The 23,400-nt window shown below is 55.4% G+C and carries 21 protein-coding genes; 14 read left to right on the top strand and 7 right to left on the bottom strand.

Annotated features, from left to right (window positions below; all coding sequences use genetic code 11):
* The first annotated feature begins 28 nt into the window (after positions 1-28).
* The 4 genes from queG to folE all read left to right on the top strand — a co-directional run bounded on the left by queG (position 29) and on the right by folE (position 3,857).
* Positions 29-1,804: a tRNA epoxyqueuosine(34) reductase QueG gene (gene queG, locus BCV73_RS36100; protein ID WP_089549016.1), complete on the top strand. Its 1,776-nt coding sequence runs from the start codon at positions 29-31 to the stop codon at positions 1,802-1,804.
* A gap of 22 nt (positions 1,805-1,826) precedes the next feature.
* Positions 1,827-2,861, top strand: coding sequence for an HD-GYP domain-containing protein (locus BCV73_RS25345; RefSeq protein WP_089549015.1), 1,035 nt, complete (start codon positions 1,827-1,829; stop codon positions 2,859-2,861).
* Between the two features lie 96 nt (positions 2,862-2,957).
* A complete protein-coding gene (locus BCV73_RS25340; protein WP_076175831.1) occupies positions 2,958-3,206 on the top strand; it encodes a YneF family protein in 249 nt (82 codons plus the stop codon).
* 57 nt (positions 3,207-3,263) lie between these two features.
* Positions 3,264-3,857, top strand: coding sequence for a GTP cyclohydrolase I FolE (gene folE / locus BCV73_RS25335; RefSeq protein WP_076175829.1), 594 nt, complete (start codon positions 3,264-3,266; stop codon positions 3,855-3,857).
* An 828-nt stretch (positions 3,858-4,685) separates the two neighbouring features.
* On the opposite strand, the gene BCV73_RS25330 is transcribed toward folE, so the two are convergent.
* Entirely contained in the window at positions 4,686-5,750 is a 1,065-nt protein-coding gene (locus tag BCV73_RS25330) for an alpha/beta hydrolase (RefSeq protein ID WP_076175826.1), read from the bottom strand.
* A gap of 411 nt (positions 5,751-6,161) precedes the next feature.
* Here BCV73_RS25330 and BCV73_RS25325 point away from each other — a divergent pair, with 411 nt between their 5' ends.
* Entirely contained in the window at positions 6,162-6,905 is a 744-nt protein-coding gene (locus tag BCV73_RS25325; RefSeq protein ID WP_089549014.1) for an IclR family transcriptional regulator, read from the top strand.
* 171 nt (positions 6,906-7,076) lie between these two features.
* On the opposite strand, the gene BCV73_RS25320 is transcribed toward BCV73_RS25325, so the two are convergent.
* The 4 genes from BCV73_RS25320 to BCV73_RS25305 all read right to left on the bottom strand — a co-directional run bounded on the left by BCV73_RS25320 (position 7,077) and on the right by BCV73_RS25305 (position 12,600).
* Complete coding sequence (locus BCV73_RS25320; RefSeq protein WP_089549013.1) at positions 7,077-9,089, bottom strand: alpha/beta hydrolase family protein; 2,013 nt, start codon at positions 9,087-9,089, stop codon at positions 7,077-7,079.
* 322 nt (positions 9,090-9,411) lie between these two features.
* On the bottom strand, positions 9,412-11,037 hold the full coding sequence (locus BCV73_RS25315) for an alpha/beta hydrolase family protein (RefSeq protein ID WP_089549012.1): 1,626 nt from the start codon (positions 11,035-11,037) through the stop codon (positions 9,412-9,414).
* 61 nt (positions 11,038-11,098) lie between these two features.
* Complete coding sequence (locus BCV73_RS25310) at positions 11,099-12,202, bottom strand: DUF1648 domain-containing protein (RefSeq protein ID WP_089549011.1); 1,104 nt, start codon at positions 12,200-12,202, stop codon at positions 11,099-11,101.
* Positions 12,202-12,600: a GntR family transcriptional regulator gene (locus BCV73_RS25305; RefSeq protein WP_076175816.1), complete on the bottom strand. Its 399-nt coding sequence runs from the start codon at positions 12,598-12,600 to the stop codon at positions 12,202-12,204. The genes BCV73_RS25310 and BCV73_RS25305 overlap by 1 nt, the downstream gene beginning before the upstream one ends.
* A gap of 366 nt (positions 12,601-12,966) precedes the next feature.
* Here BCV73_RS25305 and BCV73_RS25300 point away from each other — a divergent pair, with 366 nt between their 5' ends.
* The gene (locus BCV73_RS25300) at positions 12,967-13,305 is read left to right on the top strand and encodes a PadR family transcriptional regulator (protein ID WP_256992995.1); all 339 of its coding nucleotides are present in this window, start codon (positions 12,967-12,969) and stop codon (positions 13,303-13,305) included.
* A complete protein-coding gene (locus BCV73_RS25295; protein WP_084204204.1) occupies positions 13,302-13,865 on the top strand; it encodes a DUF1700 domain-containing protein in 564 nt (187 codons plus the stop codon). The genes BCV73_RS25300 and BCV73_RS25295 overlap by 4 nt, the downstream gene beginning before the upstream one ends.
* 132 nt (positions 13,866-13,997) lie before the next feature.
* On the opposite strand, the gene BCV73_RS35160 is transcribed toward BCV73_RS25295, so the two are convergent.
* A complete protein-coding gene (locus BCV73_RS35160; protein ID WP_167372933.1) occupies positions 13,998-14,138 on the bottom strand; it encodes a hypothetical protein in 141 nt (46 codons plus the stop codon).
* A 229-nt stretch (positions 14,139-14,367) separates the two neighbouring features.
* On the opposite strand from BCV73_RS35160, the gene BCV73_RS25290 reads away from it, so the two are divergent.
* On the top strand, positions 14,368-14,922 hold the full coding sequence (locus BCV73_RS25290) for a hypothetical protein (protein WP_218828190.1): 555 nt from the start codon (positions 14,368-14,370) through the stop codon (positions 14,920-14,922).
* Between the two features lie 69 nt (positions 14,923-14,991).
* On the opposite strand, the gene acnA is transcribed toward BCV73_RS25290, so the two are convergent.
* Positions 14,992-17,706 carry an aconitate hydratase AcnA gene (acnA, locus tag BCV73_RS25285; protein WP_076175809.1) on the bottom strand — a complete coding sequence of 905 codons (2,715 nt, stop codon included), beginning with the start codon at positions 17,704-17,706 and terminating at the stop codon, positions 14,992-14,994.
* A 452-nt stretch (positions 17,707-18,158) separates the two neighbouring features.
* Between acnA and BCV73_RS25280 the strand changes: the two genes are divergently transcribed.
* The 6 genes from BCV73_RS25280 (at position 18,159) to BCV73_RS25255 (ending at position 23,340) form a co-directional block, all read left to right on the top strand.
* On the top strand, positions 18,159-19,169 hold the full coding sequence (locus BCV73_RS25280; protein ID WP_373309610.1) for an amidase domain-containing protein: 1,011 nt from the start codon (positions 18,159-18,161) through the stop codon (positions 19,167-19,169).
* 69 nt (positions 19,170-19,238) lie between these two features.
* Positions 19,239-20,333, top strand: a complete 1,095-nt coding sequence (locus tag BCV73_RS25275) for a D-alanine--D-alanine ligase (protein ID WP_076175805.1) — start codon at positions 19,239-19,241, stop codon at positions 20,331-20,333.
* 140 nt (positions 20,334-20,473) lie between these two features.
* Positions 20,474-20,794: a hypothetical protein gene (locus BCV73_RS25270; RefSeq protein WP_076175803.1), complete on the top strand. Its 321-nt coding sequence runs from the start codon at positions 20,474-20,476 to the stop codon at positions 20,792-20,794.
* Between the two features lie 36 nt (positions 20,795-20,830).
* Positions 20,831-21,832 carry a UV DNA damage repair endonuclease UvsE gene (gene uvsE / locus BCV73_RS25265; protein WP_089550397.1) on the top strand — a complete coding sequence of 334 codons (1,002 nt, stop codon included), beginning with the start codon at positions 20,831-20,833 and terminating at the stop codon, positions 21,830-21,832.
* A gap of 239 nt (positions 21,833-22,071) precedes the next feature.
* A complete protein-coding gene (locus BCV73_RS25260; RefSeq protein WP_089549009.1) occupies positions 22,072-22,932 on the top strand; it encodes an inositol monophosphatase family protein in 861 nt (286 codons plus the stop codon).
* Between the two features lie 135 nt (positions 22,933-23,067).
* Positions 23,068-23,340, top strand: coding sequence for a hypothetical protein (locus BCV73_RS25255; RefSeq protein WP_076175798.1), 273 nt, complete (start codon positions 23,068-23,070; stop codon positions 23,338-23,340).
* Positions 23,341-23,400: the final 60 nt, after the last annotated feature.

Here is a 23,400-nt window from a genome sequence, read left to right as displayed (position 1 = left end):
CTTAACGGAAAGGAGGCCGCAAGGAGAAATGACATCAGGTAAACCACAGGCTGCGTACGCTCCTTCGGCTTCGCCGTGGGAGCAGCTGAAACAGGACATTAAAGAGGCGGCGGCCGGGTTCGGCATTGACGATATCGGTTTTGCTTCGGCTGACCCGTTTGTCTCTCTGAAATCGATTCTCGAGAACCACCGCAAGCTTGGTTACGAATCCGGCTTTGAAGAGCCGGATCTGGACAAACGCGTCACCCCGGCACTCCCCGATGCACAGCCCGCCTCCCTCATTGCTATCGCCGTAGCCTATCCATCCAAAATGGAACAAAAGCCCAAGCAGGTGCCCGGACAATACCGGGGGATCCTTGCCCGTTCCGCGTGGGGGCGGGATTACCATCAGGTGCTGCGGGACGCTATGGGCAAGCTTGAGGCGTTTATCCGGGAGCGGGTGCCGGATGCGGTGATGGAGAGCATGGTGGATACCGGGGCATTGGTGGACCGCGCGGTTTCGGAGCGGGCCGGCATCGGCTTCAGCGCGAAGAACTGCTGCATCATTTCGCCCAAATGGGGTTCGTGGATCTATCTCGGGGAGATGGTGACCAACATTCCGTTTCCGCCGGATACGCCCGTCACGGAGGACTGCGGCGACTGCACGATGTGCATCGACGCATGCCCGACGGGAGCGCTGGTCGGCCCCGGCCAGCTCAATGCGCAGCGGTGCATCTCCTTTTTGACCCAGACCAAGGGCTTTCTGGAGGACGAGGTGATGCGCAAGATCGGCAACCGGCTGTATGGATGCGATACCTGCCAGGTCATCTGTCCAAAGAATAAGGGGAAGAACTGGACGCATCATGAGTATCTGCTGCCGGATCCCGAGAAGGACAAGCCGCTGCTGCTGCCAATTCTGGATTTAAGCAATAAGGAGTTCAAGGAGAAGTTTGGGGAAAGCGCAGCCGCCTGGCGCGGCCGCAAGCCGATTCAGCGCAATGCCGTGATTGCGCTCGGCAACTTCAAGGATACATCGGCGGTGCCCCGCCTCGGCCGGGTGCTGCTGGAAGACCCAAGACCGGAACTGCGGGGTGCCGCAGCGTGGTCTTTGGGCCGGATAGGAGGGGAAGAAGCTTTGAATTGGCTGAATAAAGGTCTGGCTTCAGAACAAGACGAGAAGGTGATAGACATGATGAGCGAAGCGCAGGAAAAGCTTCAGCCCGCTGGAAGCGGACAACCCGCAGATGCCGAAATGGCTGCGGATGATTTTTCTCCCGGTCTGGGAGGCGAGAAGGAAACGGTCTATTATTCGGAGATGATTTCTCCGATCGGCCCGTTGACGCTGTGCGCAACGGAGAAAGGGCTGTGCCTGATCGAGTTCGGACCGTTTAACGTCAAGGAGGCGGTTCTCCAGAAATGGTCCCGCACCTGGTGCGGCGGCGGTGATTTCGTTCAGGACGACGAGCGTTTGGCAGAGGCGAAGCGCCAGTTGGGTGAGTACTTTGCCGGGGAACGCAAGACGTTCGACGTGCAGCTGGATATGCGGGGAACGCCGTTCCAGCTTCAGGTTTGGAGCTCGCTTGCCGATATTCCTTATGGAGAGATCCGATCCTATGCAGATATCGCAAATGCGATTGGCAGACCGAAGGCCGTCCGTGCCGTCGGCGGAGCCAACAACAAAAATCCCGTACCGCTGATCGTCCCGTGTCACCGGGTGATCGGCGCCGACGGCAGTCTCGTAGGATATGGCGGAGGGATGGAGATCAAGCGCCATCTCTTGACCTTGGAGAACTCCCTGCCCGAAAGAAAGGGATGGGCCGATTAAGTAACCAATCGGGGGAACGTTCATGAGGTATGTAGGCATTGAAAGTGTGGAGCCCGGGCAATTTTTGGGGAAAACCATCTATTCCGGGAATGGGACGGTACTGCTGTCGGCGGGAGTCCAGCTTACCGTGTATATGATCAGTACGCTGAACCGAATCGGGGTCACGATGCTCTACATCCAGGATCCGCTGTACGCGGACGTGGATACGGAGGACATTCTCAGCGAAGCAACCAAACAGGGCCTGATTCAGGAGATGAGTGACGCTTTTGAAGCGGTGCGGTCCGGGAAGGAATGGAACACCCAACTGATCGGCGCGAGTGTGGACCATCTCCTCGAGGACGTGATGAATAACAAGGAGCTGCTCGTGCAGCTTACGGATGTCCGGACCGAAGACAACGCCCAGTATGTGCACGCGATGAATGTATGCTTGCTGTCCACGGTAATGGGCGTCAATATGGGCCTGAATTATCAGCAGGTCAAAGAGCTCGCTACGGGCGCCCTGCTGCATGATATCGGCAAGAACGGCATGCGGGAGGGAGACGAGCTGTTCCCGGATTCCAAGAGCCATCACACCTGGCGCGGTTTCGAGAAGCTCAAGAACAAAAGGGAGTTCGGCCTGCTGATCGCCCACGTCGCCCTTCAGCATCATGAGCGGGTGGACGGCTTGGGCATTCCCCGGGGATTGACCGGAGACGAGATTCATTTATATGCCAAAATCGTCGCCGCTGCGGACGCTTACGACCGGATGATTCATCCGCTGAAGCCTTCGGGCCGGAGGTTAATGCCGCATGAAGCCTGCGAGCAAATGATGGCCATGTCGGAAAAGCAGCTCGACCACGGCGTGCTGGTCCAGTTTACGAGGATGGTGTCGATCTATCCCAACGGGACGGCCGTCAGGCTGTCGAACAAGGAGACGGGGCTTGTCGTCCGTCAGCACCGAGGGCTGCCGGGACGTCCAGTCGTCCGGATCGTGCGCGGCGAAGCGGGTCATTTGGATATTAAAGAGCTGGATTTGGCGCAGGAAACGACCGTATTTATCGAGGCTGTATTGGCCTAGAATTCATTTGCGAGCCGCATTTGGACATGCTATGATAGGTTCGTGCTGCTCAGGCACGCGCAAGGAATCGATTTATACTTATAGGGGTGGCGGAATATGCAATATGTAATTCCAATTATTACGCTGATCGTCGGCTTGGTCGGCGGGTTTTTTATCGGCGTGTATTATCTGCGCAAGCAAATGGAAAAAATGCAAAATGACCCGCAAATGCTTCAAAAGATGGCCAAGCAAATGGGTTACAACCTGAACGGGCGCCAGATGCAGAAAGCGCAGCAGATGATGAAAAATCAGCAGTTTTCCGGCAAGAAGGGCCCGGCACAAGGTCAAGGCCGCAAGAAGAAATAATCCCCTCGGCATAGAACGTCTACAGAGAAGCAGGGGGTAGCGATAGGAGGAAGTGCTGTGGCTGGCGTTAAAGATTACGTGAACACGCGGGTTGGTGAAAACCGCGAGAAGATCGAGTACCATATCGAGCAAATTTTGAAGCTGATCGGTGAAAATCCCGAGCGGGAAGGGCTTCTAGAGACACCCGCCCGCGTTACCCGGATGTATGAGGAAATTTTTGCCGGATATGAGGTAGACCCGCGTGATGTGCTGGGCGTGACCTTTGACGAAAATCATGAGGAACTGGTGATCGTCAAGGATATCGTGTATTACAGCCAATGCGAGCATCATATGGCGCCGTTTTTCGGCAAGGTCCATATCGGCTACATTCCGAGCGGGAAAATTGCCGGACTCAGCAAGTTGGCCCGGTTGGTCGAGGCGGTCACCCGCCGTCTGCAGGTACAGGAGCGGATTACGTCCCAAATCGCCGACATTATGGTCGATGTGCTGCAGCCACATGGTGTGATGGTCGTCGTGGAAGGCGAGCATCTGTGCATGTGTTCGCGGGGCGTGAAGAAGCCGGGCAGCAAGACGGTGACCTCCGGCGTACGCGGCATTTTCCGTGAAGACCCGGCGTCGAGAGCGGAGTTTCTGTCTTTGATCAAAGAATAATGACGGCAATATAGAAAGAGGGCACGCCCGGAAGGGGGCGTGCCCTCTTTTGTTTGTACCAGCTATTTTTTGAAGATTATAGAATTTATAAATTTCAGCGAAAGCTGAACCATTCTATAATCGCAAGAAAAACTTCAGCTAATCGCGGTCTGTCTTCTTTGAAGGTACGTCGATAGACGTTTTTCTTAAGATTATAGAATTTATAAATTTCAGCGAAAGCTGAACCATTCTATAATCGCAAGAAAAACTTCAGCTAATCGCGGTCTGTCTTCTTTGAAGGTACGTCGATAGACGTTTTTCTTAAGATTATAGAATTTATAAATTTCAGCGAAAGCTGAACCATTCTATAATCGCAAGAAAAACTTCAGCTAATCGCGGTCTGTCTTCTTTGAAGGTACGTCGATAGACGTTTTTCTTAAGATTATAGAATTTATAAATTTCAGCGAAAGCTGAACCATTCTATAATCGCAAGAAAAACTTCAGCTAATCGCGGTCTGTCTTCTTTGAAGGTACGTCGATAGACGTTTTTCTTAAGATTATAGAATTTATAAATTTCAGCGAAAGCTGAACCATTCTATAATCGCAAGAAAAACTTCAGCTAATCGCGGTCTGTCTTCTTTGAAGGTACGTCGATAGACGTTTTTCTTAAGATTATAGAATTTATAAATTTCAGCGAAAGCTGAACCATTCTATAATCGCAAGAAAAACTTCAGCTAATCGCGGTCTGTCTTCTTTGAAGGTACGTCGATAGACGTTTTTCTTAAGATTATAGAATTTATAAATTTCAGCGAAAGCTGAACCATTCTATAATCGCAAGAAAAACTTCAGCTAATCGCGGTCTGTCTTCTTTGAAGGTACGTCGATAGACGTTTTTCTTATCATAGGGTCATTGTCGATATCCTTCTGCTCAGCCAGCTTGATATTGCCAAGGAAGGTGGACACCCGGCGCAGGTACTCACGCGAGTGTTCGCGGAAGATCAGCTCGTGGTGGCTGCCTTTCACGATCCAGACGTCCGAATACGGATTGGTCTGGTTGGAGGCAAGCTTCTCCGCGATTGGATAAGGCGCCTTCTCGTCCTCCGTCCCGTGGATAAAGAAGATCGGGAACGGATAATCCTCTTTTTTGACCTGCTGGTATGGAATCTGGTTCAGGCTCGTGCCGTTCAGTACCGGGAACAGCAGCTGCAGAATTTCCAGCGACGGATGCCGCGGCAGGTCGATCTGATTTTTGATGTTATGGTACAGCGTATCCGGCTCGAGCAGGAAGGTGCTGTCGAGAATCATGGCGTCGACATCCTTGGTCTGCAGTCCGGCCTGAAGGGCGGTGCCGGCGCCCATCGAGAAGCCCCATACCACGATCTGCTTGGCCCCGCGCTGCTTGGCCAGATCGATGGCCCCCAGCAGCTGCTGGGCTTCCACCTTGCCGCCCGTTGCGACGGCTTTGCTGTTCTGGGAAGCGAAACCGTAATCGAACATAATGACGTTAAAATTTAAGCGGTGGGCGAAATGCGCCAAATCGTACATCGGGATCCAGGTTTCCTCCCGGTTGGCGCCGTACCCGTGACTGAACACGATCGTCTTGGTTGATCCTGCGGCCGGAATGTACCAGCCCTGCATCATCCGGCTGCCGTCATGGGCCGGGAAAGTGACGTCCTCGTATTTCATGGACTTGGCCTGCATCGGATTGGAGTACAAGGGGGCGACTGTCGGATTGGACAACACCCAGGCGATGTAGGCATGCAGCGCAATGAAACAGAAGAGCAGGAAAAACACAACGGACAAGAGCAGTGCCACCAAAATATGCTTAAAGCGAATCATTCGCGTAGATAACGGTAATGGTGTATCGGGCAGGGGGCGGGGAAGATGTACGTCGTTACGGGATGTCATGTTCATGCGTGCCCCTCCTTATAAATACTTTACTATATTAAGTTTAACTTCCGGGCTTCGTTTACGAAACATATAAAATTTTACTCTATATCCTATGCAAGCCTGAGGTCAAAGTCAATCCGGGGCGGACAATTGTTAGACAATTGTAATAGTGAACCGCTCCATAGTTCACCTGCCGGCTACCCTTGTCCTCCTGATGCGGACATGAGCATAGAGTGCCCGGCGGCATGAACTTGCACATGCAGATGGGCACCCGGTGGTGCGCGAGTGCAGCGAAGCCGGACATTGGCCCTAGCTACCTATTGGCGTCTTCTTGCGAAAGGGTCAAAGAAGAAAATATAGACTTTATCCGGCGAATTTCTTATAATTTATGTAACCATGTTTCATGTGGTGAAACATTTGAGGGGCGGGATCGGAATGGAAGACCGCAAATTAACGGTTCGTGCCGTTGAACGGGCACTGGATATATTGATGTGTTTTACACAGAACAGCGAGCTGGGACTGACCGAAATCGCCGGAATGATCGGACTGCACAAGAGCACCGTCCATCGGCTGATGACGACTCTTGAAGAGAAGGCTTTCGTCGTCCGCGATGCGGCGACGGAGAAATACCGGCTTGGCATTAAAGTGTGGGAGCTGTCCACGCATTTATCGCAAAGCGACGATCCGGCGGTGCTGCTGCTGCCGGCGATGGAGCGGCTGCGTGACCGGCTGGGTGAGACGGTCAGCCTGTACCTGCGGGACGGGAAGGACCGTCTGCGGATCCAGGCGGTGCAGAGCAACCAGGCCATCCGGAGGGTGGCGCAGGTCGGGGCGCGCCTGCCGCTTACGGTGGGAGCGTCGAGCAAGGTGCTGGTTGCGTTTGCCGCGCCTGCCGATCAGGAGGAGCTCCTGAGCGATCCGGATTGGGCGGAGCTGGTGAAGGGCGGCAGCTATGTGCGGCAGCTGCAGGACATTCGCGAGCGGGGCTATGCGACGAGCATCGAGGAGCGCGAGCCCGGCGCCGCCGCGGTGGCGGTGCCGATCGTGAACCGGAACGGCCGCGTCGCCGCCGCCCTGTCCGTATCCGGCCCGGTGAGCCGGCTGTCCAGCGAAACGCTGAATGAGTTTGCTCCCGTGCTGATCGAAGCGGCGCGGGAAATGGGGCTGATGATTCCGTAAACGGACGTAAGCCCACTGAGGTTGTGAACGGATGAAGAGAATAAGAAAACAAACGGTCTGCGTCATCGTTATAGAGAAAGCCCGCCATACCGGGGAAATCCGGTAGGGCGGGCTTGTTTTAGATTATAGAATATGAATTAGAAATCAGTGGCATCAGTGAAGTCAGTGAAATCAGTGCTCGATATGCTCTTCAAACCAGCGTACGATATGGGTCAGCCGGCGGGTGCGCAGATGCGGATTGCCGCTGCGGGACAGGTTATGGTCGGCTCCCGGAAAACGGATGAACTGCGCTTCCTTGCCAAGGCGCTTAAGCGCCACGAACAGCTGCTCTCCCTGCTCGATCGGGCAGCGGAGATCCTGCTCCCCGTGCAGGATCAGGAGCGGCGTGTTCACCTGCTTCACGTAAGCAATCGGGGAATGCTTCCACAGCTTCTCCAGATCGTCCCACGGATTGCCCCAAATCTGATCCTCGGTAAAATAGTACCCGATATCGCTGACGCCGTAGAACGACACCCAGTTGCAGATCGAACGCTGGGTGACGGCGGCTTGGAACCGGTCGGTATGCCCGACGATCCAGTTCGTCATGAAGCCGCCGTAGCTGCCGCCGGTGACGCCGAGCCGGGAGGCGTCGATGTAGTCATAGGCGGACAGGACATAGTCCACCGCATCCATCAGGTCCTGGTAGTCGCGTCCGCCGTAATCGCCGCGGACCGTATTGACATGGACCTGGCCATACCCGTGGCCGCCGCGCGGGTTCGTGTAGAACACGGCAAACCCGGCCGCGGCGAGCAGCTGGAACTCGTGCATGAACGTGCAGCCGTACATCGCCTGCGGTCCGCCGTGGATTTCCAGGATGGCCGGCACCTTGGAGCCTTCCTTGAAGCCGACCGGCTTCATGATCCAGCCCTGGATCGGCCACCCGTCCGAGGCTTCGAAGCGGAAGGCTTCCGGCTCGCTCAGCACAAGTTCGCTGAACAGCTCCTTGTTGCAGTCGGTCAGCCGGGTCTCTTCACCGTTTGCCATGTCAAAGGCAAACAGATCTCCCGGATGAAGCGTATCTGCGGAAGCAAGAATCAGCCTGCCTTCCGGTGCCAGGGCGAACTGGTAAATTTCCCGGTCGCCGCCGGCGATGATTTCGTAATCGGAGCCGTCCAGCGCAAAGCGGGCGACCTTGACGCCGCCGTCCTCGCTCAGCTGCAGGAAGACGTACTTGCCGTCTTCACTGAAGACGGGCGGACTGCCGGCTCCCGCGCGCATATCGCCAACGCAGGCGTGTCCGAGCTGTACGTCCAGGTCCTCATAGTAGGCGTGTGCCTCGCCGCCCTCAGCGGGAATCAGGTAGATGCGTGTCAGCGTGGCAAAGCCGCAGTTCAAGTCGTCGGCCAGCATCAGGATATGGCTGCCGTCCGGCGTGTAGGCGATGGGCCCGATGCTCAGGCGCCCGTCCGTCAATTGGCGGACATTTCCGCCGTCCCGCTCCGCCACGAATAAATCGTTGGTCAGGCGGAGGTCCGGATCCGGGAAGGAAGCGGAGGCATGTGTGGCGGTATAGATGATGCGGCTGCCGTCCGGCGACCAATGGAACGAAGACACATCGAAGTCGCCCGAAGTGACCGGCGTGCATTCGGAGGCGGCAAAATCGTGAACGAACAGATGCGTTCTTCGATCATTCCACAGCCCGGCGCCGTCGGCCTTGTATTTTATACGATGAATGATTTTTTCGTCCGGCTGTTTGTCCTTGCCGGCTTTCTCCGCCTGGGCTCCGGAGTCCGCACCGACGGCCTCATCGGCCGAAGGAGCCTCGGCGCGGAGCAGAAGGGCGCTGCCGTCGGGCGCCCATTTGAAGGCGCTGACGCCGTGCTTCAGCTCCGTTACGGCCTGGGCTTCGCCGCCGTGCGCGGGCATGACCCAGACTTGGCGGGCATCGCCCTTCTTGCGCAGAAAGGCCAGCTTGGAGCCGTCGGGAGACCATGCTGGCGAGGCGTCCTGCTCGCCGGCGGTAAAGGCGGTATCCTCCCGGCCGTCCGGCGAGATCAGGCGAATATGGGAGGTGTAGCCCCCATGCTGGTCGTTAACGGTTTTCGATATGTACGCGACAGCGCCGGTCTTGGGGGATACGGCAGGGTCGCTGACCCAATGCATCCGGTACAAGTCATCGGCGGTAATGGGACGTTTTTCACTCATGGACAGGGCCTCCTAAGCATGAAATTGGAATAGGGGATGAAGCAATCAGATTCTAAACCACATTATCCCAGAGTTCCGGCGGGAAATCCATCCGCGAATCCGCGCAGGGGATGGAGGGCGTGACCACAAATCCATAAATCCACATATCCCACACATCCCAATCATCGATGGGTTTAACAACCTAAATAGGAAGACACAAAAAACAAGCCCCTTGATCCGGTTCAAGGGGCTTGCCGTGTATTTTAGTGACGTTATCAGCTGGCGGGAGTCTGAGCCATCTAGTGTTGGGGTTCTCGCTGCCGGCCGACGCCTTACGTCCGGTCTATTTCTGTTTGCCGATCCAGCTTGCGATCGTATCGATGATTGCCGGTGTCACGTTGGAAGGCTGCGCGTATTCCGAACCGGTAGAGAGGCCGTCATATTCGGCAAGCAGATGGTTTACTTTCGGGAATGGCTTATACTCCACATCGGCGCGGCCTTTTAATGCATCCTTCCACTGCTCAAATTCATGCATCGGCACCTGCCAGTCGTTTTCGCCCTGCAGGACGAGCATCGGGCCGCTCTGCGTTTTGGCTAATTCGGCTGGCTTGTAATCCTTCTTATCGTACCACCAGTAAGCCGGTGGAATCGGAAAGCTCTCCGGCAGGTGCGAGACCGAATACTGCGGGTCGTCCAGCAGCTTGGCGGCCTGGGTCCACACAGCTGCCTGCTGCTCGTAAGGCGCAGGATCCTGACCCAGCTGTTTTACGCGGGAAACCAATTCCGCCTGCTGCTCCACGACAACGTCGATAAATGAAGAACTCGGGCCGGACAGCAGGATAGTGCCGGCGATGTTCCGGCCGGCATTGGCATCGGCATCCACGATGAGCGGCATCGCATAACCGCCTTGACTGTGCCCCGCCACGTAAATCCGGGCGGGATCGACGCCCGGGGTCTGGGTCAGCAGCTTCACCGCCGACAGTGCATCGTCAACTGTCTCTTCTTTGACGGTTAATTTCGGGTTGGCGGCGATTTTAAAGGTATGCTCAAACGTGACCTTGTCGTAGCGCAGGACGGCGATGCCTTTGGCGGCTAATCCCGCCGCCAGGTCGCGGAACGGCTTGGCTCCGCCGATGGAGGTGTCCCGGTCGTTCGGGCCGGAGCCGTGAACGAGCACGACGGCAGGGAACGGTCCTTGGCCAGCCGGCAGGGTCAGCGTTCCGGGAAGAGCCCATTCCCCTTCGCCGATCCGGACCTCCCGCTCGGTATAAGCCTCTGGGTGATCATAAGCCGGAGGCCGGTATCCTCCCGCCGAGACCGGGCCGATGTTCAGATCGTCCACCAGGCGGTCTGCATTCAAGCGAAGGGTGATCTGAAGCGGTACGGCCGCCGTCTGCAGTGTATACGTCACATTATGGTGGACGGCATTGTCGCTTTCCTGCTTGCCGCCTACTGACGATACTTGGCCGTAGGCGCTCTCGTAGTTCTTCCACAGGCCGCTCAGCGTTTGAGCGGGCAGGGCCTGCTGCAGGGCGGGGCTCATGACCTTGGCCGCCTCAGCACCGTTCCCGGCCCTTAAGGCCTGGAGGAACAAGTCGGCATTGTCGGCGGCTTCAGAAGGGCCTTCGGCGCTCTCTGTGCCGCCCAATGCTGCCGACAGGAGGGCGGCCGGAGCCATCGCTTGTTGGCCGGTAATCCGGACAGTTCCTCCGGTCGGCACGGTTTTGCCGTTCAGTACGGCGGTGGAGCGCCCGATGGTCAGTACCAGCTTCGTGCCTTCTTTTGTGACGGTCACCGAGCGCTGATTCGGGTCCCAGCTGACTTCGGCGCCCAATCGAACTGCGGTTTCGCGAATGGAGACGTAGGATGCGGCGTCCGGAGTTTCAGCAGCAGCCGCCGCAGGGACAGACAGACTGATGGCCGTCAGGGAAGCAGCAGCCACCGCGCTTAGGGTTCGTTTCTTTTTCATAAACCTTCCTCCTAAAGGGGATATCCCCGAATGATAATATGACACATCGCGTTCCTGCGGGTTAACTTGCAATTCGGGCAGCGATGATGATCACAGCTAAGATACCGACCAGGAAAATCCAGGCGCCGGGTCTGCCGAAGTTGACCGTCCAGCCGATGCCCATCCGTTTTTCCACGAACAAGGCGGGGTCCTGCGGATTGAAATAAATATTGCCGAGCTTCCAGTATTTATCATCATTAACGACATGCGTTGCCCCGGAACCGGAAGATGGACCGCCGATCCGCCGTCCGCCCTGGCCGGTGGAAAAGGCCAGCACGATGGCCAGCACGACGATCAGAAGGGGCATCATCAGGCTGACAAGCATCATAACCTCCCGGCTCAGCGGATAGATCATGTTGTACTGAACGAACGAGAACAGCAGCACTATCATGAGGCCGGCCGCGACGTTGAACATGGACCATCTGCGGCGGAAGGCGGCGTTACGGCGTACCGACTGCTGCGGATTGGCCGGGTCAAGCTGCTGTTTGCTGCGGAGGATCGACCAGTTCGTGGTCATAAAGATCCCGATCATTACCAGCTGCATCAAGTTCAGGCCGAGAACCGTCCGGTACGATTTGGCCGCCGTTCGGGTCACTTCGCCCTGCCAGTTGAACTTCATGTTCAGCGTGTCGGGGATTTTATCGTAGTAAGCCAGGGCAAGGGCGGCGCTGATCAATGCAACGGCTCCATGGATCAGAAACCATTTATTCGACCAGACCAGCTTGTTCCCGCTGCGGAATGACGTATCCACGGCCACGACGGAAGGGTTCAGCGTCTCCGGGGGAAGCGTGGCTTTGAACCGTTTCATTTTCGTATAAAAAATCAGATTGATAACTGCCGAAGCAGCTACCAGCAGCACTACGAATCCCGAGATGATGGAAGGCTGCTGCTTTTCCGGCACAGTCAGCATGGCGAGGAGGCAGGTGATCAGCAGCACGCCATATGCGACTGAACCGGTCCATACATACTGCCTGCGCATGCGGCGCAGCGGAGCGCTGTGATACACGGCTTCGCTGACCGATACGCCGAAGCTGACGGTTTCGCGCGTCAAATAAGGCATGCAGATCAGAGACAGCGACAGGGGAACGAACATGGCAATCAGAAACAAAACGGATATCCAGTACATTAGGCATTCTCCTTTGGTTCTTGGGTGATTTCGTCGTAAAAGCTTTCCACGATCCGCAACAGCTCCGCTTTATCCATGCCCCGGCAGATGGCTTCGGCGATGACGGGTCTAAGCTGGGCTTCCTGTTTGTGCTGATAGTCCGGGGTGATTCCCGGCATGCCGTCGGGGTTCACGACGACCCCTTTTTGCCGGTGAATTTGAATAAATCCTTCCTGCTTGAGCAGCGTGTAAGCCTTATTGACGGTGTGCAGGTTCACGCCGATATCCGAGGCAAGGCTGCGGACGGAGGGAAGATACTCGCCCGGGGCCAGCTGTTTGCTGGCGATTCCTTCGATGATCTGATTCATGAGCTGTGTGTAAATGGGCACGTCGGACTGCATATCCAACCGGATAATCAATGATGAGCCCTCCTTTCATCAACATGCTGCTTAGGTCATATTTATTGTTAGAGTATGAACAACTGTTATACAACAAATATAACAGATGCGCGTATGATTGTAAATAGTTCACCAACCCAGAACACGTATCGTTGTAAATAGTTCGCCAACCCAGTGCACGTATAGTTGTAAATAGTTCACCAAATTAATGGACGTATGACTGAAATCAGTTCGCCAAACTAATGGACATATCGTTGTAAATAGTTCGCAGAACCATTGCACGCATGACTGTAATTAGTTTTCGGAACTATTTTGACATAGTACCTTGCAATGCAAAGTACCTGGTGTTATTATAGTTGACGAAGGGAGCGGACGAACGAAATGGAAATGTCGGAATGGACTTCACAGGTCCGCAGAGGTATCCTGGAATACTGCATTTTGCAGCTTATCGCCAAGCAGCCGAGATACGGATACGAGCTTGTGACGCTGCTGGATCAATGGGAGCCGCTTGCCGTGACGGAGGGAACGCTCTATCCGCTGCTTCGGCGGCTGCTAAAGGATCAATACATTGAATCGTTCTGGAAGGAATCGGAGTCAGGTCCGCCGCGCAAATATTACAGCCTGACCCCTTCGGGGCACCAGCTTGTGGAGATGATGTCTGCGGAGTGGAACAAGATCAGCCGGAGCGTCGATCAAATTCAAATCTATGGAGGAGAGATCTTATGATCAGCACATATGGAAGGTCTTATTTGGAGAAATTGAACAAGTACTTGGAGAAGCTTCCCGATGAAGAGCGGATGGATGCTGTTATGGAAATCGAGAGCCATATTGCAGAGGGCATCGCGAACGGGCAGCCGGAGGCGGCGATCCTGTCGCGTTTGGGTGATCCCCGCAAGCTCGCCAAGGCGTACCGGAGCCAGCACTTCGTCGAGGGGCATCGGAGCGGATCTTTCCGCGATATTTTGGCAATGGCGTTGTTCTACTGCACGACAGGGCTGCTGAGCATCATGGTCATCCCGGTCTTAGCCGTGATTGCCTACGGCTTTGGCTTTTGCACATTGTTGATATTGATCGCAGGCGCCATACGTACTTTCGGCGCGACCTGGATCAATATGGGCGTGCCTGGCATGGAGGTCCCGACAGAATACAGCATGGTGGTCGCGGCGATCATTGGCGCCATCATTGGAGGGATCGCATACTTCAGCTGGGTAGGTCTTAAAAAGTATATGGCTTTTTTGTCGACCCAGTATCGAAGATCACTGCCGGGCGGACGGGTGTCAGCATAGGTATTTGCAATTAACTGTTAACCGGAACGGAGAAAGACCGTACGCATCATGCGCACGGTCTTTTTCATTTATACAGCGGATCGCCGTGATTGTGATTCCGCCTGGCGCCCGACTAACACCGACCTTGGTGCATCAGCGGTTCTGGCTGATTTTCTCCTGCAAAATCTCTTGAAAGCTCCTATTCTTGTCCGCATCTTCCTTCACCGGCCGGTTAACGGGCTGCGGCTTAGGGTAAGACGGGTGATAGGGTATGATGCCGTGCATATGGATCATTCTGCAGGCCTCCTTATGCCAGGGATTTTGAAACGGATTTTCGTGAAGCAAGTTTAATTAAGAGCTAATCTGAAGACGCAAAAGTCCGTCACAGTGATCTTGTATCTTTTTTACCCTGTTGCTAGGTGAATGAAACATCAGATGACGTAGTGTCATCATCCCGGAATCGTGATTGGCGAACCGCCCCAGCTGTTGTAAAATTTAGTAAATCCAAACGAGGGGGGAAATGATGAGAACCGCTTGCGCTCTAATGATCTTGTTTATCCTGGCATTGGGAGGCTGCAGCAGCAGCGAAAAGAAGGATGAAAAAAAGTTCACCGTGGAGGATTTAGGCATCGTCAGCAAGGCGGATGGACGAAAGGTGTATTACGGAATGAAGCAGGCGGACGCTGAGGCCGTATTGGGACAGGGCAAAGAAAGGAGAAAGGGAGAGTTTGAATATGCCTTCGGTGTCTACGCATTTTATCGAGATGGCAAGGTTGCCGCTATCCGGCTCGAGGAAGAAGCGAAGAATCATTATAAAACTGCATTAGATGCCGAGATCGGCATGCACAAAGACCAGTTTGAAAGTATTTACGGGGATGTTCATATGCCGACCATACCGGGTTCCCAATTAACGTATGTTTTTGATATGAAAAAGCAGGTGCTTCTGAAGGAAAATAAGCCCAAGAACGATAAAGAAGCCAAAAATCTGCTGATCTTCAGTGCGCTGGAGTACGACGGAATCGTGGATACGATCGTCATCATCGACAGTTATTCAACGTCCCATGGTATCAAAGAATAGGGCTGTATTATAAAAAAGCCCCGCAGGCCATGTCCATGGCACTGCGGGGCTTTCCTATTTAAACCTAAATTATTGGTTGGCGATCATTTGACGCAGCACGGTTTGCAGAATGCCGCCGTTGTGGTAGTAATCCACGTCGACCATGCTGTCCAGACGGGCCGTTACCGGGAATTCGAACTTGGTGCCGTCTTCGCGTGTAGCGGTGACGGTCAGGCTCTCGCCCGGCTTGATGTCGTTGCTGAGTCCGACAATGTCGAACGTTTCGCGGCCGGTGAGGCCCAGGCTGCTCCAGCCATGGCCTTCCTGGAACTGCAGCGGAAGCACGCCCATGCCGACAAGGTTGCTGCGGTGAATCCGCTCGAAGCTTTCGGCGATAACGGCTTTGACGCCGAGCAGGAACGTACCTTTGGCCGCCCAGTCGCGGGAGCTTCCCGTACCGTATTCTTTACCGGCAATAACGACCAGGTTCTGTCCGTTATCCTGATACTTCATGGAAGCATCATAGATGGACACGACTTCGTCCGTAGGCAGGTAAGTCGTAACGCCGCCTTCGGTGCCCGGCGCCACTTGGTTGCGGATGCGGATGTTCGCGAACGTACCGCGCATCATGACCTCGTGGTTACCGCGGCGGGAACCGTAAGAGTTGAAGTCCTTGCGTTCAACGCCATGCTCCTTCAGGTACAGACCTGCAGGGCTGGTCGGCGAAATGTTGCCGGCAGGGGAGATGTGGTCCGTCGTGACGGAGTCACCCAGCAGGGCAAGCACGCGTGCGGACTTGATATCCTCGATGTCGGCCAAGCCGTTTGCGAGATTCTCGAAGAACGGAGGGTTCTGAATGTACGTGGACTTGTCGTCCCACTCGTACAGCTCGCCTTCCGGAACCGGAATCGCATTCCAGCGCTCGTTGGCAGTAAACACGTTTTCGTATTTGCGGCGGAACGCTTCAGGGCTGACGGACAAGCCGATCGCTTCTCTGATTTCCGCGGAAGTCGGCCAGATATCTTTCAGATAAACCGGCTGGTTGTTCGGATCGTAACCGATCGGATCGTTCTGCAGGTCAATGTTGACCGTACCTGCCAGCGCGTAAGCGACAACGAGCGGCGGCGAAGCCAGGTAGTTGGCTTTAACCTGCGCGTGGACGCGTCCTTCGAAGTTACGGTTACCGGACAGCACGGCAGCGACGGTCATGTCGTTGTCGGTGATAGCCTGGCTTACTTCGTCCGGAAGCGGACCGGAGTTACCGATACATGTTGCGCAGCCGTAGCCCGCTACGTAGAAGCCAAGGGCTTCCAGCGGCTCAAGCAGACCGGCTTTCTCCAGGTAATCCGTAACGACGAGGGAGCCCGGCGTCAAGCTGCTTTTCACGTATCCCGGTTTCTTCAGGCCGCGTTCCACGGCTTTCTTCGCCAGGAGACCCGCGCCCAGCATAACGCTTGGGTTCGACGTATTCGTACAGCTGGTGATCGCCGCGATAACGACTGCGCCGGTTCCCATTTCACTGACGGATCCGTCTTTATGCTTCACGGACACTTTTTCTTCAATCTTGGCATCGCTGAGGCCGTATCCGCCTTTTTCGATCGGCGTACGGACGATGTCGTTGAAGGCGTCCTTCATATGAGTCAGCTCGATGCGGTCCTGCGGGCGTTTCGGTCCGGCAAGGCTCGGTACGACCGAGGCCAGGTCGAGTTCGATGATGTCCGTAAATTCAGGATCTTCGGTTTCCGCGGTGCGGAACATGTTCTGTGCTTTGTAGTAGGCTTCTACCAGAGCAACCTGCTCATCGGTACGGCCGGTGTTGCGCAGGTAAGCCAGCGTCTCGTCATCGACAGGGAAGAAGCCGATGGTTGCGCCGTATTCCGGTGCCATGTTGGCTACCGTTGCGCGGTCCGCGAGGCTGATGTTGGCCAGACCCGGTCCGAAGAACTCGACAAATTTGCCGACAACGCCTTTTTTGCGGAGCATTTGGGTAACGGTCAGCGCAAGGTCGGTCGCCGTAGCGCCTTCCGTCAGGCTGCCTGTCAGTTTAAAGCCGATAACGTCAGGCGTTACGAAGTAAAGCGGCTGTCCGAGCATGCCCGCTTCGGCTTCGATCCCGCCGACACCCCAGCCGACAACGCCGAGGCCGTTGATCATCGTAGTATGGGAGTCGGTACCAACGAGGGAGTCCGGATATACGACCGTTTCTCCGTCGGTTGTCTTGGTCGCCGCCACGGATGCGAGATATTCCAGGTTGACCTGGTGAACGATCCCGGTTCCCGGAGGAACGGCGCGGAAATTGTTAAATGCCGTTTGGGCCCAGCGCAGGAAGCGGTAGCGTTCCTCGTTGCGCTCAAACTCCACTTGCATGTTGTAGTTGAGGGCGTCGCTGGTACCGAACGCATCAACCATAACGGAGTGGTCGATAACGAGATCGACCGGTACGAGCGGGTTGATCTTCTTCGGATCCCCGCCGGCTTTTTTCACGGTGTCGCGCATAGCCGCAAGGTCGACGACGACAGGTACGCCGGTGAAGTCCTGCAATACGATACGGGCCGGAATGAAAGGGATTTCCTTGTTATCGTCACGTCCTTCATTCCATTTGGCCAGCTGCGATACATGCTCCTGGGTAATGGCACGTCCGTCGAATTGGCGGACAGCGGCTTCCAGAAGCACCTTGATGGAGAACGGAAGCTTGGAAATGCTGCCGAGTCCCTGCTCCTCAAGAGCCTGCAGGCTGTAGTAACGGTAGGTTTTGCCTCCGACTTCCAGACTGCGGGCCGTGGAGAATTGATCCTTTGCTGTCATTACATGTACCTCCTTGATCGTAATTCGGTTCCTCTGCTTACTGTGGTTCATCAAATCAGTCATCATTCAGGTGGCTTGGGTGAGAGCGATAAGGGCGATCACTTTGCCGTTCCTTGTTTCACTAGATGAAACATAATTTCAAAATAGTGAGGTTCGCTTTTAGTATACCGTTTACAAGCCGGGGAGTAAAGTACTTTTTGCGTCTATTTATATGAAGAGACCGAGGCGGCAAAAGAACGGGAAAACGTTCCCCCGATCTGCGCCGGGACTGGTTCCGCGCACTGGCGGGACGGAGTGCGCAGCTTGTCCGCTTCCGGCCTTCCGGCGGACCTCTTCCGCGCGAAAATGGACCAGGGTTCATAGGTGCTCCCTTTTTTTCATATAGTGGAATATACGCAGCCGAAACAACATATTTCGGGTTAACGAAACGGGTGAAAGGGGAATGCATGGGAATGGAGAAGGAATGGAAGCAGACGCTGTACGCCTATGTAAATCAATACAACCAGCATCAGATCGATTACCGGTCACAACATACAGATCAGGTCGTGACGGATCCGGCTTATTTATTGGCAAGGAGTGAGCGGGCTTCCCGGCTGTCACAATGGTATGCCGCAAGGGGGGCAAGGCCGCTTCGCAGCGAGACGAGGGCCAAGCTGCTGCGGACGATCCGCGATACCCCGGAGGAGGCGGTCATCGACGTGCAGCTGTATGTGCAGCTGTTCTACGAAAAGGGCGGCGTCAATCATGTGGAGGAAATGATCCAGCGGGAGAGGCTGACCCTGATCCGGGACGGGGACGCCTGGGTGATCGTGTCGGTGGAGCAGCTGACGCCGGAGAAGCATCCGGCCGCCGGCATCCCTGCCGTGCACACCGGGCAGCCGGCCTACGCCTATTCCAGCGGCGGGTCGAAGCCTTACCTGAACGCCGAGGTGCTGCAGGGTGGCCCCGGCCGCAAAACATCGCGCTACAACCGCGCGGCAGCGGCGGCTTATGCCGACGAGTGGTGGGAAACCAGCAATCCGGAGTTTGCCGCATTCGAGGTGGACTGCACCAATTACATCTCGCAATGCCTCTTTGCAGGGGGCGCTCCGATCCACTATACTGGTAAAAGAGAATCGGGCTGGTGGTACAAAGGATATGTCGGGAGCAAAGAGTGGTGGAGCTACAGCTGGGCGGTTTCGAACGCGCTGCAGTCCTTTTTATCGTCAAGCAGCTGGGGGCTCCGCGGAGAGCTGGTGGAGCGGCCCGAGCAGCTGATGCTGGGCGATGTCATTTTTTATGACTGGGACGGCGACGGCTCCTTCCAGCACAGCACGATCGTCACGGCGTTTGATGCCGGCGGCAGCCCGCTGGTCAACGCCCATACGGTCAGCAGCAAGCACCGTTTCTGGGATTACAAGGACTCCTACGCCTGGTCGGAGAACACCGTATACCGTTTTTTACATATCCCGGACTACTTCTAAGCCATTATAATGGTATATGAACAGCGGCAGGAGGACACCTGCAATCATGAGGAAAAAGAGAGGTTTGGCATGGGGAACAACAAAACAACCGTAGGCCTTGTGTACGGCGGTAAATCAGGAGAACACGAGGTATCGCTGCAGACGGCCTTTGCGGTGATGAACGCCTTTGATTACGATAAATACGAACTTATTCCATTCTATATTACGAAGCAGGGCGAGTGGAGAAAAGGAACGACGCTGCAGGCCCCCCTCGGTAAGCTGGACCAGTTGAAGCTGGAACAGAGCCAGGAAGGTACAGAAGCGGCGTTGGGAGCAATTTTCAGCAGATTGTACGGCGGCGAGGCCGGCATCGACCTGATGTTCCCGCTACTTCACGGAACCTTTGGGGAAGACGGAACCATCCAGGGTCTGTTCGAAATGGCGAACATTCCTTACGTAGGCGCCGGAGTTCTGGCTTCCGCAGCCGGAATGGATAAGGCCGTAATGAAAAAGCTGTTTGCGCAGGCGGGCCTGCCTCAATGCGGTTACCGCTTTTTCACGAAATCGCAGTGGGAGCGCAGCAGCTTCAATCTGATCATGGGCGTCGAAGACGACCTTGGATACCCATGCTTTGTAAAACCGGCGAATTTGGGATCGAGCGTAGGCATCTCCAAGGCGAGAAACCGCGAGGAGCTGGAGCAGGCGATTGAGCTCGCTTTCCGCTATGACCTCAAAGTCATCGTCGAAGAGTTTGTGGACGCGCGCGAAGTGGAGGTGGCTGTGCTCGGCAATGACGAGCCGATGGCATCTGTGCCGGGAGAAATTATTTCCTCCAGCGATTATTACGACTACGCAGCGAAGTATACGGATGGGCAATCCGAAATGGTCATTCCGGCTTTGCTGGATGCCGAAACGGCGGACCGGCTGCGGGAGCTCGCCCTGATTGCTTTTCAGGCGATCGAAGGCAGCGGCATTACCCGGGCGGATTTCTTCATCCGCAAATCGGACGGCGCCATCTTCATCAATGAGGTCAACACGATGCCGGGCTTCACTCCGTACAGCATGTATCCGCTGCTCTGGCGTGAAACGGGCCTCGGCTATCAGGCGCTGCTGGACCGGATGATCGAGCTGGCGCTGGAGCGCTACAACAGCAAGCAGTCGCTGGTATTTGCCAACGACATTTAACTTGGCGCGGCAGATGCTTTCGTGAGATATCCGCCACGTGAGCGATTTAGACGTATAGCAACACATATAAGGTATCCGGCCGGCTCTGCAGTATAGGCCGGGTACCTTTTCCATTTTAATCAGGAGAAGGAGATGAAATGATGGGTTTCCAGACCGAATTTAATTCCGTGTGCAAGTTCAAAAGCGACCAGGAGCTGTACGAGCTGCTCGAATACGGACGCGGCAAAATGGTCAAGCAGGGCTTTCGTGTCTTCCCGACAGGCCAGAAAGTGATTGCCTATACCCCAAACAACGTGGCGGTGGCGATCGTTAAGATCGTCGGCTGCATCGCCGAGATCAATTTTCAGGGGCAGGAGGTCACGGAGGTCGAAATGGAGCTCATCCGCAAGCTGACCGACGAGGAGTCGCGGATTCAGACCGATTTGGCTTACGAAATGTTTTTTGGGGAACATACTTCTTAAGGATGATTTTATAACCAAGAGGAGTAGAAGCCGATGATGAGGGTCCGTTTCGGATACGTGGCGATGTCAACCGTAATAAAAGATGCGTCTCCCTCCAAAACGATGACGATGGCCAGTTTCACCAAACTGAACGACCGGGAGGCGGCCATTCGCAAACTGGAGCGGATTGCGGCCGAAAATTTGCATAACACGCTGCGGCTGCTGAAGCATAACCATGGCAGCGGCATTCATGTGTATCGGTTTTCTTCCAAACTGATTCCGCTGGCGACCCATTCGGACCTAAGCGATTGGAGCCCATATGAAGCCCTTCGTGAGCCGTTTGCCGAGGTAGGCCATTACGTCAAGCAGCATGACATGCGGGTGTCTTTTCACCCGGATCATTTCACGGTGCTCAGCACGCCCCGGGCCGAGGTGCTGGAGAGCTCCATTCGCGACCTCCGCCACCATGTCACGATGCTGAAGGCGATGGGGCTGAACGCGACAGCGAAGAACAACATACATATCGGCGGAGCTTATGGTGACAAAACCGCTGCGGCGCAGCGGTTTGAGGAGCATTTTGCCGCGCTGGACGAAGACATCAAGCAGCGGCTGACGCTGGAAAACGACGACAAGACGTTTACGGCCGCCGAGACGCTTGAGGTCTGTCAGCATGTCGGACTGCCGATGGTGCTGGATATTCACCACCAATGGGTCAATAATGATGGGGAGAAGCCCTGGGAGCTGTGGCCGGACATCCTGCAGACCTGGTCGACGCCGCTGGCGCAGGCCGACGCGGCGAAGGACAAGCCGCTTCCGCCGAAAATCCACGTGTCCAGCCCCAAGAGCGAGTCGGACCCGCGCGGCCATGCCGATCACGTCGAGATGGAGCCGCTCTTGACCTTTTTACGGAAGATTGCGGGAGATACACCTGCCGTGGATGTCATGATTGAAGCCAAAGCCAAAGACGGGGCGCTGTTCAAGCTGATGGAGGATTTGCAGGCATATCAGGGTGACGGGGTGCGTATTCTGGATGGTGCGAGTATTGAGATTACACCCTAGATAAGGCTAATCTCTTTACGGGCATCACCTTTGGGGCCAATGTGGAAATCGGTTTCCCGGTCCGAATCGGGCGAAACTTTGCCGGAGTCTATACGTATAGTTTTAGGAGATAGAATCAGCGGTGTGACGTTATAAGCTGATCCACACGGGGACGGGAGCTGTGTTCATGAGTCGTCTTGGCTCCGCCCGCGGACGGGGCCCCCAAAGTACAGATCTAATCAGAAAGTAGAGTGAATGCTTTGAACCAAGAGGGTAAGGTACCATATGTCGTAACCAGCAAGAGCTTTACGGCTGTAGCGATTAACGCCGCCTCGAAAGCAGGCGAATGGATTAAGAGTAAACTGGGCACGGTAAAACAGCTGGATACCAAGTCCGGAGCGCCGGATTTGGTCACCGAAGTGGACAAGGGCGCCGAGCAAATGATCCGCAAGCTGATTTTCACTCATTTTCCGGATCATGCGCTTCTTGGCGAGGAAGGGGTCGAGCCCGGACCGGAGGCTTCCAAGAAAGCGCTTGAGCAGGCGCTGGACGAAGAATACTTGTGGATTGTGGATCCGGTGGACGGAACGACGAACTATGTTCACGGGTATCCGTTCTTTTCCGTATCCATTGCCTTGGCGCATAAAGGTGAAGTGATCGTCGGCGTCATTTACGATCCTTCACGCGATGAAATGTTTGTGGCCGAGAAGGGCAAGGGCGCTTATGTGCATGGCAAGCGCATGTCCGTTTCCCAGCAGGGAACGCTGAATGAGAGCCTTCTAGCAACAGGCTTTCCGGTGGGCAGAGATACGACGCTTCCGCAAAATATGGCCGGACTCAATTACCTTGCGCCGCGGGTGCGCAACATCCGCTCCGGGGGCTCCGCAGCCCTGCATCTGGCTTATGTTGCCAGCGGGCGGCTTACCGGTTACTGGGAAGTCGGCTTGAACGCCTGGGACCTGGCGGCGGGATCACTGATGATCACCGAGTCCGGCGGCAGCATCACCGATACGCTCGGCAATCCTTATCATCTGGGCGTACGCCATGTGGTCGCCACGAACGGGCTGATCCAGCAGGAGCTGGTCGGCGCATTGAAGGAAGCGAAGGGGACCGGCGAATAGTTCGGAGATTCAGAGGCTGAGCCTGACCGTCAGGCTGTTTCATTAGGCTTGAATCGGGGTAACCAAACAAAGGACGTAATCGATCTTATTCACGCGGTGGCAGGCCACCGGTACAGCGCAAAGGAGTGTCAACCCATGAGTGAGAAGGACAATTTGGAGCGGCAGCTCAGTGACATGCTGACCGAAGGCGAGCTGCAGCAGCAGCAAGACCGTGAGGAGAAGGAGCGCGAGCTCATTTCTCCGAGATATGAAATCCGGATCCAGACGAAGATGGACCCGATCGTGGAAGAGACGAAGATTTACCGGGGCATGGCGAAGGAGCTTGATGACCGGTATGATAAATATATGAAGAGGGCCGAAGGGGACGGAGCTTCCGAAAGCAAATCCCTGGAGGACGAAAAGTCGTAGAGAACAGTATCGCTTGATCAGCCCAAATTAGACCTGTGTGGCAGCTGCCGGTTCCGGCAG

This window comes from Paenibacillus sp. SSG-1 (genome assembly GCF_002224835.1).
In the GTDB taxonomy this organism is placed as follows: Bacteria; Bacillota; Bacilli; order Paenibacillales; family Paenibacillaceae; genus Paenibacillus_AQ; species Paenibacillus_AQ favisporus.
Note: the sequence above shows the minus strand (reverse complement) of the source record. Positions and strands in the feature narration are given on the sequence as shown.